General features: G+C 72.6%; 14 protein-coding genes and 2 tRNA genes. 6 read left to right on the plus strand and 10 right to left on the minus strand.

The genetic code is table 11. The features are described from left to right. Positions 1 to 89: 89 nt before the first annotated feature. The 8 genes from H7K62_RS18710 to H7K62_RS18745 form a co-directional block, all read right to left on the minus strand. A complete protein-coding gene (locus H7K62_RS18710; protein ID WP_186721464.1) occupies positions 90 to 1,295 on the minus strand; it encodes an acetyl-CoA C-acyltransferase in 1,206 nt (401 codons plus the stop codon). Beyond that, positions 1,292 to 3,337 (minus strand): 3-hydroxyacyl-CoA dehydrogenase NAD-binding domain-containing protein, encoded by a 2,046-nt coding sequence (locus H7K62_RS18715; RefSeq protein ID WP_186721466.1) that lies wholly within the window; start codon positions 3,335 to 3,337, stop codon positions 1,292 to 1,294. The genes H7K62_RS18710 and H7K62_RS18715 overlap by 4 nt, the downstream gene beginning before the upstream one ends. Then, positions 3,334 to 4,575 carry an acyl-CoA dehydrogenase family protein gene (locus H7K62_RS18720; RefSeq protein WP_186721468.1) on the minus strand — a complete coding sequence of 414 codons (1,242 nt, stop codon included), beginning with the start codon at positions 4,573 to 4,575 and terminating at the stop codon, positions 3,334 to 3,336. The genes H7K62_RS18715 and H7K62_RS18720 overlap by 4 nt, the downstream gene beginning before the upstream one ends. Then, positions 4,572 to 5,843, minus strand: a complete 1,272-nt coding sequence (locus tag H7K62_RS18725; RefSeq protein ID WP_222437872.1) for a CaiB/BaiF CoA transferase family protein — start codon at positions 5,841 to 5,843, stop codon at positions 4,572 to 4,574. The genes H7K62_RS18720 and H7K62_RS18725 overlap by 4 nt, the downstream gene beginning before the upstream one ends. Before the next feature lie 435 nt (positions 5,844 to 6,278). Further along, positions 6,279 to 6,908 carry a phosphoesterase PA-phosphatase gene (locus H7K62_RS18730; RefSeq protein ID WP_186721472.1) on the minus strand — a complete coding sequence of 210 codons (630 nt, stop codon included), beginning with the start codon at positions 6,906 to 6,908 and terminating at the stop codon, positions 6,279 to 6,281. Then, positions 6,905 to 8,110, minus strand: a complete 1,206-nt coding sequence (locus tag H7K62_RS18735; RefSeq protein WP_186721474.1) for an MAB_1171c family putative transporter — start codon at positions 8,108 to 8,110, stop codon at positions 6,905 to 6,907. The genes H7K62_RS18730 and H7K62_RS18735 overlap by 4 nt, the downstream gene beginning before the upstream one ends. 38 nt (positions 8,111 to 8,148) lie before the next feature. Further along, positions 8,149 to 8,679: a hypothetical protein gene (locus H7K62_RS18740; protein WP_186721476.1), complete on the minus strand. Its 531-nt coding sequence runs from the start codon at positions 8,677 to 8,679 to the stop codon at positions 8,149 to 8,151. A gap of 13 nt (positions 8,680 to 8,692) precedes the next feature. Continuing rightward, the gene (locus H7K62_RS18745; RefSeq protein WP_222437873.1) at positions 8,693 to 9,223 is read right to left on the minus strand and encodes a helix-turn-helix domain-containing protein; all 531 of its coding nucleotides are present in this window, start codon (positions 9,221 to 9,223) and stop codon (positions 8,693 to 8,695) included. Between the two features lie 278 nt (positions 9,224 to 9,501). On the opposite strand from H7K62_RS18745, the gene H7K62_RS18750 reads away from it, so the two are divergent. The 3 genes from H7K62_RS18750 (at position 9,502) to H7K62_RS18760 (ending at position 11,548) form a co-directional block, all read left to right on the plus strand. Continuing rightward, the gene (locus H7K62_RS18750; protein WP_186721478.1) at positions 9,502 to 10,089 is read left to right on the plus strand and encodes a hypothetical protein; all 588 of its coding nucleotides are present in this window, start codon (positions 9,502 to 9,504) and stop codon (positions 10,087 to 10,089) included. A gap of 53 nt (positions 10,090 to 10,142) precedes the next feature. Next, positions 10,143 to 10,352, plus strand: coding sequence for a helix-turn-helix transcriptional regulator (locus H7K62_RS18755; protein WP_186721480.1), 210 nt, complete (start codon positions 10,143 to 10,145; stop codon positions 10,350 to 10,352). Positions 10,353 to 10,450: 98 nt separating this feature from the next. Next, positions 10,451 to 11,548: a tyrosine-type recombinase/integrase gene (locus H7K62_RS18760; RefSeq protein WP_186721483.1), complete on the plus strand. Its 1,098-nt coding sequence runs from the start codon at positions 10,451 to 10,453 to the stop codon at positions 11,546 to 11,548. A gap of 111 nt (positions 11,549 to 11,659) precedes the next feature. Here the strand turns inward: H7K62_RS18760 and H7K62_RS18765 are convergent. After that, positions 11,660 to 11,732, minus strand: a tRNA-Arg gene (locus H7K62_RS18765). Positions 11,733 to 11,859: 127 nt separating this feature from the next. On the opposite strand from H7K62_RS18765, the gene H7K62_RS18770 reads away from it, so the two are divergent. After that, positions 11,860 to 13,449 carry a hypothetical protein gene (locus H7K62_RS18770; protein ID WP_222437874.1) on the plus strand — a complete coding sequence of 530 codons (1,590 nt, stop codon included), beginning with the start codon at positions 11,860 to 11,862 and terminating at the stop codon, positions 13,447 to 13,449. 76 nt (positions 13,450 to 13,525) lie between these two features. On the opposite strand, the gene H7K62_RS18775 is transcribed toward H7K62_RS18770, so the two are convergent. Then, a tRNA-Ser gene (locus H7K62_RS18775) sits at positions 13,526 to 13,616 on the minus strand. Positions 13,617 to 13,792: 176 nt separating this feature from the next. Between H7K62_RS18775 and H7K62_RS18780 the strand changes: the two genes are divergently transcribed. Continuing rightward, entirely contained in the window at positions 13,793 to 15,370 is a 1,578-nt protein-coding gene (locus H7K62_RS18780) for an LCP family protein (protein WP_186721485.1), read from the plus strand. A gap of 317 nt (positions 15,371 to 15,687) precedes the next feature. Continuing rightward, positions 15,688 to 17,190, plus strand: a complete 1,503-nt coding sequence (locus H7K62_RS24270) for an LCP family protein (protein ID WP_186721487.1) — start codon at positions 15,688 to 15,690, stop codon at positions 17,188 to 17,190. Positions 17,191 to 17,285 lie beyond the last annotated feature (95 nt).

Below are 17,285 nucleotides of genomic sequence, written 5' to 3' on the forward strand. Positions count from 1 at the left end.
CTCTGACCAGGACCACCATCGATGATCTAGGTCGACGACCGGGGCAGATGACGTGCAGGCAACCGGGGCCGATGCCCTGACGCGCTGGTTCAGCCCCAGTGGTGGAACAGCAGCGCCTCGCCCTGCCCGCCCCCGCCACACAGGGCAGCAACCCCGGTGCCGCCTCCTCGGCGCCTCAAGGCGTGTCCGACGTGCAGGGCCAGTCGCGCTCCGGAGGCACCAACGGGGTGTCCGAGCGCGATGGCTCCGCCGTCGACGTTGACGGCTTCGGGTGCGAGACCGAGCTCGCGACAGGACTGCACAGCCACCGCCGCGAAGGCTTCGTTGAGCTCCACGACGTGCAGGTCATCTGTCCCCAATCCCTCTCTGGCCAACGCCGCCGCCACCGCGCGGGCCGGCTGCGACAGCAGCGAGGGGTCGGGTCCAGCGACCTGCCCGGCACTTCCGAGGTACGCCAGGGGCTCGCGGCCCCGCTCCCGCGCCCACGCCTCACTGGTGACCACGACGAACGCCGCACCGTCGGACAGGGGTGAGGCGTTGCCCGCCGTGATGGATCCCGAAGAGGCGAAGGCCGGACGGAGGCGGGCCAGCGAGGCGGCGCTGGTGTCATCGCGCACGCCCTCGTCGTGCTCCACCACGATGTCCTGCCCGCGCCGCTGGGGGACCCTGACCGTGACGACCTCCTCAGCCAGGCGTCCAGCGTCGCGGGCAGCAGCAGCGCGTGCGTGAGAGGCCAGCGCGACCTCGTCCTGCTCCTGCCTGGTGATGGACGCCGCCTGCAAGCGCCCTTCGGTGTCTTCTCCCATCGACAGGTGGGAGAAGGAGTCGGTGAGGGCGTCGCTGAGCCCGTCGAGCAGGGTGGCGCTGCCGAACCCCACTCCCCCACGCGCCCGCGGTAGCAGGTGGGGAGCCGAACTCATCGACTCCTGCCCACCAGCGAGGACCACGTCCGCCTCGCCGCAGCGCACCAGGCGCGCGGCATCGATGACGGAGGTCAGCCCTGACAGGCAGATCTTGTTGATGGTGGTCGCCGGTGCGCGCCACCCGATCCCGGCGGCGATGGCCGTCCGACGTGCCGGTCCTTGTCCGGTGCCGGCCTGCACGACCTGCCCGACCAGGACGGCGTCGACTTCCTCACCCGTCAGGCCGGACCTCTGCAGCGCGGCCCTGGCGGCGATGCCTCCGAGGTCGACAGCACTGAAGGTGCTGAGCGCCCCCTGGTACCTGCCGAAAGGGGTCCGTGCGCCCGCCAGCAGGACCGGGGTCGTTCGGGGGTCGCGCTCAGACGGGCTCAACGCGCGCCCCCGTCCGAGGTGCGGAACGTGCTACCGCGCACCACAGCAGAGGCACCGGAGGTGTCGAGCAGCCCTGAGAGGCCTCCCTGGTGGGGCGGGAAGCCGGCCCCCAGGAGCATCGCGGCGTCGACGTCGTCCACGTCTTTCGCAACCCCTTCAGCCAGCAGGCGGTCGAGCTCGTCTGCGAGGCCGCGCAGCAGGCTCCGGCGCAGCGCCGCCGGGGTCGCCGTCCCGGTCCTGTGCGGCAGGACTTCGGCTGCGCCGTCAGCGTCGTAACCCGCCAGCCCGCGCTCGACCAGATCGTGCAGGGATGAGCTCGTGGTGAACCGCTCTGGGAAGGCGTCCTGGAGGCTCTGCAGGATGTGGAGCTGGACGGCCGGCCCGATGTGCGCGATGAGCTGGAAGGGCGTCATGGGCAAGCCATCGACGCGCAGGGCGCCATTGACGGCCTCGGGGTCCTCCCCTGCGTCCACCAGGGCGAGTGCATCTCCCAGCCATCGGCTCAGGAGGCGGTTGACGATGAACCCTGGCTCGTCCGCGCTGACGACCGCGATCTTGCCGAGCCGGTTCGCCAGGGAGAGTGTCCTCTCAGCCGCCTCGGTGCTCGTCTTCGGGGCGCTGACGACCTCCACCAGGGGGAGCACCGCCACGGGGTTGAAGAAGTGCAGGCCCACAGCACGTTCAGGGTGGTCCAGCACTTCGGCCATGGCCGCCACCGACAGCGAGGAGGTGTTGGTGAGGAGGAGCGCCGAAGGGTCGAGGTGACCTTCCAGCTCGGCCCAGACGCTCTGCTTGACGGCGAGGTCTTCGACGACCGCCTCGAGGACCGCCTCGCAACCGGCGAGGTCCTCCAGCTGCGTGCTGGCGGTGGTCGCCGCCTTCGCGGCGGCAGCAGCGGCGGGGTCAAGCCCTGCGCGCACAGCTCGGTCCAGGTGGGCCCACACCCGCGTCACGGCGTCCGCAGCGCGTTGGGGGTCGACCTCGACCAGGTGGACCTGTGCCCCGGTCCGCGAGGAGATGAGCGCTGCTAGCTGCGTGGCCATGAGGCCGCCGCCGACCAACCCGATGCGGCGCCACTCTGCCGCCGGCGCTGCCTTGCGCGTCGCGCTGCGCGCGCGTTGGACGGCGAAGAAGCTGGCGATGCCGCTGCGGGCCTCATCGCTCGCCACGACGTCGGCGAAGGTCTGGACGGTCTGCGCGCGCAGAGGCGGGGAGGCCGCCGTGAGGCGCGCCTGCGTGCGCCGCAGGAGAGGACCGCGGTCGCTGCCTTCGACGTCGGCCAGGAGGTCGAGCAGTTCGATCGCGCGACGCGAGGCCAAGGTGCCTCCCGGGGTGCGTCGCTCAACGGCGGCCGCCACGGCTGCAGCGTCCCAGGACGTGTCCGGCTGGCGCGCCGTGGACTGCATCGAGGGGTCGAGCGCTTGGGCGACGTGCTCGAGCGCTTCCGCTAGGAACGCTTCGTGGTCGTCGGTGCTGAGGACCGCGTCGACCACACCGAGCTGGAGGGCGCTGGTGGCGGTCAGGGTGCGCTGCGCCAAGGCGTCGAGGACCGCCACGCGCGCCGCTGTGGCCCGTCCGGTCAGCTGGCTGAGGCGCGTCAGGCCGCCCCAGCCGGGGACCAGGCCCAGACGGACCTCCGGCAGTCCCATGCTCGTCGCACCGTCACGGGCGATGCGCAGATCGGCGGTCAGGGCCAGTTCCATCGCTCCGCCGAGGGTGGGCCCGGCGACCAGAGCGACCGTCGGGACGGGAAGGCGCCGCAAAGGCTCCAGGGCGTCATAGCCACGTTCGGCGATCCTGCGACCAACCTCAGAGTCGGCCGGGTTGCGCATCTCCTGCAGGTCGGCGCCGGCACCCAAGCCCCCTGATGGACTGAAGACCACGAGAGCCTCGACATCGGTGGTGTTGAGGTCCTGGACCGCCGAGCGGAGCTGGCCCAGGGTCTCGGCGGTCCACGTCAAGAGCCGGCTGCCCTCTCCCTGGAGCTCGAGCAGGGCGATGCGGCGCCCGGCGACGTCCCGGACCGTGGTGGAGGTCCTCACCGGAAGGCCGCGATGCCGGTGATGCGCTGTCCGAGCACGAGGGTGTGCACCTCGTCGGTGCCCTCGTAGGTGCGCACGCTCTCGAGGTTGTTCGCGTGGCGCAGCGCTGCGTGGTCGAGCGTGATGCCGTTGCCGCCCAGCACGGTGCGCGCCTCGCGGCAGACCTCGATGGCGGTGCGGGTGTTGTCCAGCTTGCCCACCGAGATCTGGTGCGGCTCCAGGGCGCCGGCGTCCTTGAGGCGGCCCAGGTGCAGCGCCAGCAGCCAGCCCTTCTCGATGCCGACGGCCATGTCCGCGAGCTTCTTCTGCGTGAGCTGGTACCCGGCCAGCGGCTTGCCGAACTGCTGGCGCTGCAGGGAGTACCGCAGCGCCTCCAGGTAGCTGTCCCGCGCGGCACCGAGCACGCCCCAGGAGATGCCGTAGCGGGCCTCGTTGAGGCAGGAGAACGGGCCGGACAGTCCGCGGGCGCCCGGCAGCAGCGCGTCGGCGGGCAGGCGGACGTCGTCGAAGGTGAGGTCGCACTGCACCGAGGCGCGCATCGACAGCTTCGCCGGGATCGGGGTGGCGGTGAAGCCGGGGGTGTCGGTGGGCACCAGGAAGCCGCGCACGCCCTCGTCGGTGGCGGCCCAGACGACGGCGACGTCGGCGATGCTGGCCAGGCCGATCCAGCGCTTGGCGCCGTTCAGGACCCAGTCAGCCCTCTCGCCGGCGCCGTCGCGGCGGGCGGAGGTCTTCATGGATCCGGGGTCGGAGCCGGCGGTGGGCTCGGTGAGGCCGAAGCAGCCGATGAGGCGGCCAGCGGCCATGCCGGGCAGCCACCGGGCCTTCTGCTCGGCCGAGCCGTGCTTGGCGATGGCGCTCATGGCCAGGGAGCCCTGCACGCTGACGGCGGTGCGCAACCCGGAGTCGCCGGCTTCCAGCTCCAGGGCCGCCAGGCCGTACTCGACCGCGCTGCGCCCGGGGCAGCCCTCCTCGCGCAGGTGCATGCCGAGCAGGCCGAGCTCGCCCAGGCGGGGCATGAGCTCGCGGGGGAAGTGGGCGTTCTCGAACCACTCGGCGATGTGGGGGCGCACCTCGGCGTCGACGAACGCGGCCACGCGCTCGCTGACGGCGCGCTCCTCGGGGGAGAGCAGCCCCTCCAGGCCCAGCAGGTGCGGGCGCGGCCCGACCGGAGCCTTCGCGGCAAGGACCGCAGTCTCTGAGGCCGTGGCGGTGGGGCGGTCGGTGGTGGTACTCATCGTGACTCCTCGTGATCAGCGGGGTGAGCAGGGGACGTGGCGCTGGTGTGCCGCCCTGGGCGCTCAGGGCGATTCAGAGGAGTGGCGAGCCACTGTCTGATCTCTGCGTCGTGCTCGCCGAGCACGGGGGACGCTCGACGCGGGGAGGGAGGCGACGGCGTCACCGATACCGCCCCGCGCACCTGTCGACCGACGACGCGGCCCTCGCTGTCGAGGACGTCCATCACTGGCTCCAGACCAAGCCGTTCGGCCAAGCGCAGGCCTTCGCTGATGGTGGCCACACGCCCGACTGGCACACCGACGGCCACGAGCCGGTCCTCCCACTCAGCGGCGGGTGCTCGACCAAGCCGCTCTTCAAGGGCCCGGCGCAGCTGCGGGCGATGGCGAACACGCTCCGTGTTCGTGGCGAAGCGGGTGTCGGAGGCCAGCTCGAGGCAGCCGAGCTCGCCCACCAGGCGCCTGAACATCCCGTCCGTGCCGCAGGCGATGGCCAGGGGGCCGTCCTGGCAGGCCAGAAGCTCGTACGGCGCGATCGAGGGGTGATGGCTCCCCGCGCGGGACGGGTCCACCCCGGCTCCGACGAAGGACTGGATCTGGTTGACCAGAGCACCCTGGAGGCTGGAGAGGAGGTTCACCTCGACGTGTCCACCACGGCCGGTCAGCCCGCGGCGGACCAGCGCGGCCAGAGTTCCCAGGGCGGCGTCCTTGCCGCACAGGACGTCGACGACGGCGACGCCGACCTTCGAGGGCGGGCCGTCGGCCTCGCCGGTGATGTGCATGAGCCCGCCGAGCGCTTGCACGACGAAGTCGTAGCCGGGCACCGCCGCCCCGCCCGCCGTCCCGAACCCGCTGATGGAGACGGTGACGAGGCGGGGGTTGGCTTGACGCAACTCAGACAGTCCCAGCCCGAAGGCTTCGAGCGTGCCGGGCTTGAAGTTCTGCACGAGAACGTCGGCGCGCAGGGCGAGCTCGCGGGCGAGCCCCTGGTCGCCGGGGTCGGCCAGGTCCAAGCAGAGCGACTGCTTGTTCCGGTTGACGCTCTCGAAGTAGGTGGAGCCGGTCGCACTGAAAGGCGGACCCCAACGCCGCGTCTCATCCCCGCCGTCGGGACGCTCGACCTTGACGACGCGGGCACCCAGGTCGGCGAGGTGCATCGTTGCCAGGGGGCCGGCGAGCACCCGAGAGAAATCCGCGACCAGCAGACCAGCCAGAGGCAGCTCGCTGTTGCCACCGACCTGGGCTTCGGTCTCGTCGTCGAGCTGGGTCACCGTTGCTCCCTCCGCTGGGACGGGCAGTCCCTCTGACGGAGAGCACCTTGGCATTGTTCTACCCAAGCGGACAAGACATAGATTTGATCATTTCTGGCTAACAACTGAACAAGGGTCGCGCTGCGCCGCCCCGGGCCGATCGTCCTGCTCCAAGGCCGCCGTGGCGGCCACCACCACCTCGGGGTCGGTCACGTCCGGCAGCAGGGGCAGAACGCGCGGGTTGTCGAGGTGGAGGCGCCGGGCAGTGGCACAGACGAGCCTGGCGCCGCGTTCGAGGGCCTGCCGGACGAACTCGGCCCCCGGGCCGCGGTTGGCTCCAGTGACCAGGGCGAAGGTGTCGGTGAGGCGCTGTTGGCGGGGATGCACCGAGCAAAGGCCCAGGTGGGCTGGACACTTCCCCGCGGCGAGCCCCTTCGTCCGATCGGCGCTCGACGCCTACCTGACGACGGCCAGCAGGGACAGGACCACGGCACCGAGAACCGCCCCAGCGGTGACCTGCGCGGGCGTGTGGTCCCGCAGGACGACGCGCCCCCAGGACACCAGGACCACTCCAACACCGGCCAGCAGCGCCCACGGGCCCAGGACGACGACGAGGGCCGCCACCGTCCCCGCCGCGACCGCAGAGTGCATCGAGATCTTCCAGAACTTGGAGATGACCAGGCAGGCGAGGACGAGCAGCACCTCGCCCACCAGCAGCCAGACCAACAGCGGTGGCGCCCCCAGCAGCACGAGCAGCAAGATGCCAGCCGCAAGGCAGAGCAGGACGGCCACCAGCACCTTCGGGCGGTCCTCCCGCCGGGACACGTGCCGGTCGGTCGCCCCGCCGGTGCGGATCAGCCAGGCGATGTAGGCGTACGGCAGCCCGATGGCGAAGACGGCCCCGAGCAGGCCCAGGCCTGCGCCGCGCCACGAGTCGGAGTCGCTCAGCGCCCCGACGGCGACAGGGCAGATCACGCCGACGACCGATGGGGCCAGGAGCTCGGTGAAGACCCTCGCCAGGCGGAGGCGAATGCCGCTGGCTCCGCGGCAGGAGGTCCTCGTCTCGACGTCCACCTGCTCGGTCATGGCGTGGCCTCCTTCCGGTGGTTCCTGACACGTCGGTTCGCGTGCCTGCGGCGCACCCGGTACCGGTGGGCCACCTTGGTCCACCACGCCACTTCCTGCTCGACGGTGGCCGCCGTCGGGGGCACCGGGATGGTCTCCTTCGGCATCGGCGCCCCCACAGACTCGGCCACGACGAACTCGGCCAACGCTGTCGCCGCCCGGTCGGCCTCCTCGTCGGAGACTTGCGGTGAGGCCAGCGCGGCGGGCGTGACCGGCCTGACGGTCATGCGCCGTCCGCCGAGGATCCGCACGGCGTCGAGCAGCTCGATGATGCGCCGGTAGAGCCGCCACTCACCGGTGCGGACAGACAAGACCTCCCGTACCGGTCCCGGGTCCGGTTCCATGGCGATGCTGGGACGCAGACGCACCATGTCCCTCCACAGCGGGTAGAGGCCGACGCTCCGGGCGTGGGCCGTCAGTCCTTCCGAGGCCGCACGTGCTCTGGCCACAGCGGCCAGCCAGAGGGTTCCCGCGACCAGCAGGATGCTGGCGGCCGCGGCGAGGACCGCGCCCGGCCAGGCCAGTGCCTCCAGCACACCGGGGCGGTCAGCAGCGAGCGCACCGAGCCCGACAACGCGCAGCAGCACGTAGAGGCAGCCTGCCGCGGCGCCAAGACTGATCAGCCGGCCGCTGGTCGCCAGCCGGCCGGTCATGGTCGCGCGCATCTGCCACCCGAGCCGCAGCAGCTCGATGAAGGCGCCGCCCACGAAGGCGACGAAGACCAGCGTGTAGACCTGCACCGCAGGCTCACGGGCGAAGGCCACCATGTACGAGCGGACCTGGTGCCCCTGCGGGCCGAGCGCGAAGCAGATCCACAGGACGGCGATGGCGACCGCGAGCCACGTCCGGCGCCGTCGCCGCCAGCCCGCCCGTCCTCGCCTGACGGAGGAGCTACCGGCTGCGGCGCCCGCACGGACGGCGAAGTGAGCGACCATGCCCAGGATCCCGACTGCGCAAGCCATGAGGGCGGAGCGGGCGATGGGCTCCCCGACGTTCGCTACACCCGTCAGCTGCGTCAGCGCTGCGTAGACGGGGGAGACCAGGGCTGTCGCTCCCACGGCGAGCCCGGCCAGCGCCAGGGCAAGGCCCTGGCGGTCTCGCCGACTTCCAGGCCACAGGTCTCGCGCGCGCAGCAGCGCGGCGAGGCCGACGAAGGTGGCCACCGCGGGGATGGCGTACGTCGAGACGACGTCGGCCAGGTTCACCGGGCGTCTCGGCGGCGGGATCCGAAGGTGGCCGTGAGGTCCGCGGCCCGCCGACGGGCATCGGCAGGCAGGGCTCCGAGGTCGTCGGCCACAGGGTGAGTGGAGAGCTGCAGGAGCATGGAGGCGAAGACCTCGGCCTCGCGCTCCTCGTGGGTGGAGTACGAGCCCCGCTGCAGCATCCTCCGCACGGTGCGCGGGTCGACGTCGGGAAGCAGGGTCGCCAGCACGTCCGGTGCCAGGGGCTCGTCGTACCCGTGCTCGAAAGCGATGTGCGCGAGCTCGTGGGCGATGACGTGCTGCTGGTGCACTCCGGCGAGGCCGTCGTCGAAGAAGACGACGTCCGCACCCTCCAGCTCGATCCAGGTGCCCGAGAGCTCCTCGCCGAGCTGGGGATGAGCGACGAGGCGGATGGGGCGGCCGCGCTGCTGGGTCAGCTGCTCGGCGAGCTGCTGAACGCTGGTGGGGCCGTGGATGCCCAGGGTGGCCAGCATCTGGGCGCATCGGGTGCGCACGACGTTGAGCTGCACCCGGCCACCCCTCTCAGTCGGGGGTGTGGCCCCTCCTGGCGCCGTCCGAGGCCGCGTCGCCGGCGTCAGAGCCGTCGGCACCCTCGGGCAGGCCCTCCAGGGCACGCACCCGCTCGATCATGTCCACGATGGTCCCCAGGCTCTCGGAGGAGAGACCGGAAGCCCTCATGGCGATCTTGCGTACCCCGGCATCGCGCATGGCTGCAACCAGAGACAGCTGCTCGTTGACGGCCCTGGAGACCTCGTCGTCGAAGAAGTAGGCCGCCGGGACGCCGAAGAAGGAGGCCAGCGCTTCCAAGTGCTTCATGGTCGGGTTGTCGCGCTTGCCGTTGCGGAGCATCCAGACGTAAGCAGCGCTGATGGTCGGCCCCCCAGCGTCACGGATCTCACTGGCGACCTGCTCGTAGGTGTACTCACCGCGCGAGGAGCGGACGGTGCGGAACAGGTGGTCGACCTTGTCGGCCAGGCTCCGTGAAGATCCACCGTTCGGAGCAGCCTCGTCCGCGGCGACATCGACGTCGGCGTCGACCGCATCCTCGGCCACGTCTGCCCCTCTCAGCCCTGTGACGGCGCTCGAGCGCACTGGTTGCACGCCCCACGTCTTGACAGCGGTTCACGTGGGCATAGCATCTGGAGCGCCATCACAACTGATGTAAATGACGGGGAGCCGGACACCAACCCGGAGCGTCGGTTCGCACCGCCACCCCTGCATCCACACCCACCGACGAGACGCCGGTGGGCATCGACCCATCCACAGTGCCGCCTCTGCGCAGATGCGTCGAGGGCGGCACCTGAAGGCTAGCCGCATGGGGGTGACTGACCGTGAGCACCGCGACCACTTCGACGACGACGTGGGCGGCCGTGGCCGCGCTCGGCCTCGTCTCGGCGGTCGTCCTGGTCGGCGGGGCGATGAACCTGGACGCCTCACAAGTGGACGGCCCGCCCCCGGGGATGGCGTCTGAAACCGGCGATGCCGCCCCCTTCACCGGTGCGAGCGGCGGCTGCACGCTCTCCGATCCCACCGGCACCGGCGGCTGCGTCACCCCAGCCATGGCCTGGACGCTCGCAGAGATCAACGCCCACTTCGGCAAGCAGCCGGCCAGCTGCTGGAGCGCCCGCGGTGGAGACCCGCACTCCGACCATCCCAAGGGCCGGGCCTGCGACATCACCTTCGGAACGATCGGGAAGTACCCCGACGATGCTGACACCGCCCGGGGCTGGACGCTCGCCACGTGGCTGGTCGACAACGCCGACGCACTGCACGTCTCCTACGTCATCTGGCAAGGGCACATCTGGTCAACCTCCCGGTCCAAGGAGGGCTGGCGCATCTACACCGGTGGGGGCGTCTACAACCCCACCGGACCGACCGGCGGCCACTACGACCACGTCCACGTGTCGGTGCTGCCGTGAACGCTGCTCCCCCACCAGGTCCACGACCACTGGCGCTCACCCCAGGAGTCTCGATGTCCACGCTCCAGCTCACCCACGAGGACCTGCGGGGCCTCCCACCCCTCGTCAACGTGCCCACAGCCGCCGCAGCGCTCGGCATCAGCCGCTCGACGGCGTACGAGCTCATCAGGACCGGCGGCTGGCCGACGCCGGTCCTGCACCTCGGAACAGTCATCCGGATCCCGTCCCGCGACCTCAAGAAGCTGATCGGCCTCGAGCCGTGAAGGAGGGCACCGTCCGACCACGACACACCCGGCAGTGCCCGGCGGCTGTCGACGGTCGCAGGCCACCGCACCGCTGCCGCGGCGGGTGGGAGTACGTGGTGGACCTCGGAGCCGACTCGACAGGACGCCGCCGGCAGACCACGAAGGCCGGCTTCCCGACCAGGGCGGCCGCCAGCAAGGCCTTGCGCGAGCTGACGAAGACGCTGGCCAGCGACGTTCAGATCACCGAGACGACCGTCTCGGACTACTTGGCCACCTGGTTGCTCAGCAAGCACTCCCTCCGGCCCACGACGCGGGCCATGTACGAGGACCTCGCCCGCCTGTACATCACGCCGCACATCGGCGGCGTCCAGCTCGTCGAGCTCCGAGCCCACCACCTCGATCGCATGTACGTCGCCATCTCCATCGGCGTCCGCGGCAAGGCGCTCAGTCCAGCGACCATCCGGCGCATCCACGCAGTGCTCCGCTCAGCTCTCAACAGCGCCGTTCGGCGACGACTCCTTCCTTACAACCCGGCCGACCACATCGAGCTGGCTCCCGAGAACCCCAAGCGCCCCAAGCCCTGGACCGCTGAGGAGTGCTTGCACTTCCTCGCCGCCATCCGCGAGGACCGCCTCTACCCGCTCTACCGCCTCTACCTCTTCACCGGCCTGCGCCGCGGAGAGGGCCTGGGGCTCCGCTGGGAGGACGTCGACCTCGACGAGAAGGCCCTGTGGGTCAGCGAGCAGATCACCGAGGTCTCGGGAAAGGCCACCGTCGGCTCCCCCAAGACCCGCCGCAGCGTCCGCAGGGTCGCTCTCGACGAGACGACCGTCCAGATGCTCCGCGAGCACCACGAGGCTCAGCTGGCCGAGCGGGAGGCCTGGCGCCTACCTGCTGCGCCCCACGGGCGCGTCTTCACGCGCGAGGACGGCACCTCCTACCGCCCTGAGTACGTCACCAAGCACTTCGGGGCGCTCATCCGCTCCACCGGCATGCGGCAGGTCCGTCTGCATGACCTGCGGCACACCAGCGCGAGCTTGGCACTCAAGGCTGGCGTCCCCATGAAGGTCGTCTCTGACCGCCTTGGACACTCGACGATCGCTGTCACCGCGAACCTCTACACCCACGTCTACGACGACGTGGCGCACGACGGCGCAGATCGCATCGCAGCCCTGCTCGCTGACAAGCCCGCGACAGATGTGAGCGAGATGTGAGCGCGGGACACGCTCCAGCGCCCCTGCGGGGCGGTCGGGCTCCACCACGCACGAAGCCCCCTCACAACGTTTCCGCTGTTCAGGGGCCTCGCGCGTCGCTGTCTCAACGAGCGCGCCCGGCAGGACTCGAACCTGCAACCTTCTGATCCGTAGTCAGATGCTCTATCCGTTGAGCTACGGGCGCTGGAGTGCGGTGAAAACATTACCCGACGTCCGGAGGTGCTCGCGAACCGGTTCCCCCGAGCGCCACCCCGGGCCGCTCCCACCTGCGGGCTTTGGCGGACGCGCGGGGCGTGGGCGAGGCTCGTGGGGTGCACCACCGCTCGTCGTCCCCGTCCGCAGCCGTGGCCGCGGGGGCGCTCGCGGCGGCGCTGGTGCTGGCCGGGTGCACCTCCGGCGGCGCGGCGAGCAGCAGCGGGAGCACCGCTGCAGCACCGCCGTCGACGGGCGCGCCCGGCCCGCTCGGCGGAGCGGGCCCCGCGGCCGCGACCGTGCCGGCCCAGGCCTCCGAGCTGGTGCCCGGCACCACCGCGGACGCGCTCGCCGCGGGCGCCAGCGCGGCCCTGTTCACCACCGCCCGCCGCGTCCTCCTCGTCGGCGCCGACGACACCGCCGCGCAGGCCACCGCGGCGCAGGCCGCGCAGCGGCTGCACGTGCCGGTGCTCGTCGCCGGTGAGGCCGGCGCGGCGGAGGTGGCGCGGCTGGGCGCGGAGGTCGTGCCCGTGGGGCGCACCGCCCAGGACGACGCGGCGCGGCGCGGCCTGGTGGTGGCCGACGACGCAGGGACCCTGCTCTCCTCCTCCTCTTCTTCCTCCTCCTCCTCCTCCGACGGTGCCTCGAGCGCGGCCGGTCAGGCTCCCGCGTCCCCCACCGCCGTGGTCCTCACCACCGGCGACGCGGCGAGCGGACCCGCCGTCGCGACCGCCCGGGCAGCGGGCGCGTCCGCGGTGCGGCTGCCGGGCGCCGACCCGCGGGCCGACGCGGCCCTCGTGCAGCAGCTGGGCGCGGCGCCGCAGGTGCCGGTGGTGGCCCTCGGCGACGCCTTCGGGCCGGCCGACCGGCTGGAGCAGCGCCTGGCGGTGGTGCGCACGGGCGTGCAGCTGCCCGGGCCGGCGGGCCTGTCCGGCCAGCTGCCGCTGGCCGGACGGCGCCTCGTGGCGCTCTACGGGCACCCCGGTACCCCGAGCCTGGGGGTGCTCGGGGAGCAGGACGCCACCGCCACCATCGCCCGGGCCGGCCAGGTGGCCCAGCAGTACGCCGGCCTCGACGCGCTGCCGCCGGCCCCCGCGCTGGAGGTCATCGCCACGGTGGCCAGCAGCTCCCCCGGGCCGGACGGCGACTACTCCACCGAGACGCCCCCCGAGGAGCTGCGCCCGCTGGTGGAGCAGGCGCTGGCGTCGGGGCTGCAGGTGGTGCTGGACCTGCAGCCGGGGCGCTCGACGTTCCTGGAGCAGGCGAAGGCCTACGAGGACCTGCTGGCCCTGCCCGGCGTCGGCCTGGCGCTCGACCCGGAGTGGCGCCTGCAGCCGGGCCAGCAGCACCTCGACCAGGTGGGCAGCGTCTCCGCGGCGGAGGTGGACGAGACGTCCGCGTGGCTGGCGCAGCTGGTGCGGGACCGCAAGCTCCCGCAGAAGGTGTTCCTGCTGCACCAGTTCCGGACGTCGATGATCAGCGGGCGGGCCTCGCTCGACACCGACCACGACGAGCTGGCGTTCGTGGTCCACGCCGACGGCGCGGGGGCGCCCGGCGACAAGGAGGCCACGTACCGGGCCCTGCAGGCCGGGGCGCCGCGGGGCGTGGCGTGGGGGTGGAAGAACTTCTACGACGAGGACTCCCCCGCGCTCACCCCGCAGCAGACGGTGGCGGAGCAGCCGAGCCCGGTGTTCGTCAGCTACCAGTAGGCGGTTCGGGGCGGCGCCCCCGGGAAGGACGCGAGAGGGGCCCCGGCAGCTGCCGGGGCCCCTCTCGTCCGGTGTGCGGAGGTGGCGGGATTTGAACCCGCGATGGGCTTTAACACCCAAACCCGCTTAGCAGGCGGGCGCCATAGACCGGACTAGGCGACACCTCCTCGCGCCACGGGAACACGCGTCGCCGCGCAGCGCACCCGTGAGCGCGGTGCCACCCTACGCCGTCCCGGTCCTCCGCGTGCAGCAGTCCCCGCCAAGAGGTGCTGCAATGGTCGTGGCCGGCGCGGAGGGGGACCTCCTGGCTGGTCACGAGCAGGTGCACGACCTGCGACGCAGAGTGACGGAGGGCTCCACGCTGGACGGGACCACGAGGACCGGCTCCACGGCCGCCGCACCGCCCCGCCACCGCGAGCGCGGTGGGAGCGGCCCCGGCGGCTTCGGCCGCGCCGCGGGCTGGACGCTGCTGGGCACCGCGGTGCCGGGTGCGGGGCTGCTCAACGCGCGCCGCCGGGCGCTCGGCTGGCTGGCCCTGGTGCCGTTCGCGCTCGTGGTGGGGGCGGCGGTGGTGCTCTGGGGGACCGGCAGCGCCGTCGACGTGGCCCAGCGGTACGTGCTCGACGCCGACGTGCTGCTCGGACTGGCCGTCGCGGCCGCCGCGGTCGGCCTGGCCTGGTGCGCCGTGGTGGTGGGCACGCACGTCGCCCAGCGCCGGCACCGGGGCGTGCGCGGCCACCGCGTGGCGTCCTCGCTGCTGGTGCTGGTGCTGCTCGCCGTGGTGGCGCTCCCGGCGGCCACCGCGACGCGCTACGCGCTGGTGTCGCGCTCGCTCATCACGTCCCTGTTCCCCAGCGGCGGCGCAGCCGCCGCTGGGGAACCCACGGGGACCGCGCAGGACCCGTGGGCGGGGATCCCGCGCGTCAACGTGCTCCTCGTGGGCGCCGACAGCGGTGCCGACAGGATCGGCACCCGCCCCGACACGCTCATCGTGGCGAGCATCGACACGAAGACCGGTGACACCGTGATCTTCGGGCTGCCGCGCCAGCTGGCGGACGTGCCCTTCCCCGCCGGGTCCGCCGCCGCGCAGGCCTGGCCGACCGCGTGCGCGGCGAACGGCACCGGTGGCTGCTGGCTCAACGCCGCCTACCTGTTCGGCACCCAGAACCCGCAGCTCTTCCCCGGTGTCGACGACCCCGGGCTGGCCGCCACCGAGCAGGCCGCCGCCGGTGTGGTGGGCATGGACATCGACTACACGGCCATGGTCAACCTCGCCGGCTTCCAGGACCTCATCGACGCCATGGGCGGCATCCGCCTCACGGTGGACCGCCGCATCCCCATCGGCGGGGGTGAGCGCCTCAGCAGCACCGGACGCGTCATCGGCACCTACCCGGTCACGGGGTACATCGAGCCCGGGCGCGACCAGCTGCTGGACGGCTACCACGCCGAGTGGTACGCCCGCTCCCGCTGGCAGTCCGACAACACCGACCGGATGGACCGCCAGCGCTGCCTCATCAACGCGGCGGTCCAGCAGTACAGCGTGCTCGACCTGGCCCGCGCCTTCCCGCAGCTGGCGGCCTCCGCCCAGCGGGACGTGACCACGGACATCCCCGCCGGCCGGCTGTCGGCGTTCGTGGACCTGGGCCGCAAGGTCAAGGAGGCGCCCCTGCGCTCCCTGGCGTTCAACGAGCCGCTGGTGAACACCGGGAACCCCGACTACGACCAGATCCACCAGCTGGTCCAGCAGGCGCTCGTGCCGCCGGCGCCCGCGCCGTCGTCGTCCCCCACGACGACGACGCCCTCCGCGAGCCCGTCCTCCTCCACGGCCTCGCCCGGCTCCACGGGAGGGCCCACGCCCAGCCCGACGGCGAGCACGCCGAGCGGTGAGGCGGTGGACGCGAGCAGCGTCTGCCCCTCCTGACGGGACCCGGTCGTTACCACACGTGACCGCTCCGGCGCGTCACGTGGCGAATCCGGCGTGGCTGGGAGTCGCCGGTGGTGTGATGGCCTTCCGCCGTGCGCGACCGAGTCGCACGGGCGCGAGGGGGTCTGGTGACCGTGACAGGACCGGGGAGCTACCCGCGGCGACGCGACGTCCGCGACTCCCGCGACGTGGTGGACGTGCGTGAGGCCCGAGGGCCGCGGGGCGGGGCCCGCACGGCCACCGCGACGGCCGCGAGGCCGCCCGCGCCGCGCCGCGCGCCGGACAGCGCCCCGAGGCGCCCCGCAGCAGACGAGGTGACCCTCATCCACGCCGGTGACGACCCCCGCGGACGCCACGCCAGCAGCTCCGGCGAGGGCTTCACCCGCCTGGTGCTGCTCACCGTCCTGGGCGCGCTCGTGCCCGGCGCGGGCCTGGTGGCCGCGGGTCGGCGGTTCTGGGGCTGGCTGGTGCTGCTGCCCGTGCTGGCGGTGGCGGGCGCCGGGGCCGCGGTGGTCCTCACCGGCCGCCTGGTCCCGCTGGCCCGCAGCGTCGCGTTCGACCCGCAGGCGATGCTCGTCATCGCCGCCGGGGCGGCCGTCGGGGCGGTCCTGTGGTGCGTGGTCATCGTGGCCACCCACGCCAGCCTGCGGCGCTCCCCCGGCGTCGGCCGGCTCACCCGGGGGCAGCGCCTCGGCTCGCTGCTCCTGGTCACCGCGCTGCTGGGGCTGGTGGTGGTCCCCTCGGCCACGGCGGCCCGCTACGCCATGGCCAACCACGACCTGCTCGAGGGCGTCTTCGGCTCCGCCTCGCGCAGCGGCAACGCGCCCAACACCGCCTCCGCGGACCCCTGGGCGAAGGTCCCCCGCGTCACCGTGCTCATGCTCGGCGCCGACACCGGGGCGGACCGCGTGGGCACCCGGCCCGACACGATCATGGTCGCCAGCATCGACACCAAGACCGGTGACACCACGCTGCTGAACGTGCCCCGCCAGCTCGCGGACGTGCCCTTCCCGCAGGGCAGCCCCGCCGCCTCGCAGTGGCCCACCAAGTGCAAGGAGGACGGGCAGAACGGCTGCATGCTCAACGCCGTCTACCTGTTCGGCACCCAGAACCCCGGCCTCTTCCCCGGTGCGGCAGACCCGGGCATCGAGGCCACCGAGCAGGCCGTGAGCGCCGCCACCGGTCTCGACATCGACTACTACGCGATGGTCGACCTCGAGGGCTTCCAGCAGCTGGTCGACGCGATGCACGGCCTCACCCTCAACGTGCCCCGCGACATCCCCATCGGGGGCGGCATCATCCAGGGCACCAAGCCGGAGCGGCACTACCCGATCACCGGCTGGATCAAGAAGGGCCCGGCGCAGCAGCTCGACGGCTACCACGCGCTGTGGTTCGCCCGCTCCCGCGAAGGCTCGGACAACGACGACCGCATGGCCCGCCAGCAGTGCGTCATCTCGGCGGCCGTGAAGCAGTACGGCCCCGCCGAGCTCGCCGCGGCGTTCCCGTCGCTGGCCAAGGCGGCCGAGAAGAACATCCAGACCGACATCCCCGCCGACGAGCTCAACGCCTTCGTGGACCTGGGCCAGCTGGTCAAGGGCGGCGACCTGCGGGCGCTGTCGTTCACCAACGCCAACATCTCCACCGGCAAGCCGGACTACGACGCGCTGCGCGCGATGGTCAAGGACGCGATGTACCCGGCGCCGGCCGCGCCGTCGGCGAGCGCGGCGCCCACCGCGTCGTCGTCCTCGGCGGCTGCGGCCCCGGAGCCCGCGAAGGCGGACCCGCACCAGGCCGTCGACCCCTCGACCACCTGCTGATCCGGGAGGCCCGGCACAGCGCTCGCGGCGCCGGAGGGCCCGCACCCCGACCGGGGTGCGGGCCCTCCGGCGTCTCCGGTCGTGCACGAGGCGGC

It is taken from the genome of Quadrisphaera sp. RL12-1S (assembly GCF_014270065.1).
GTDB lineage: Bacteria > Actinomycetota > Actinomycetes > Actinomycetales > Quadrisphaeraceae > Quadrisphaera.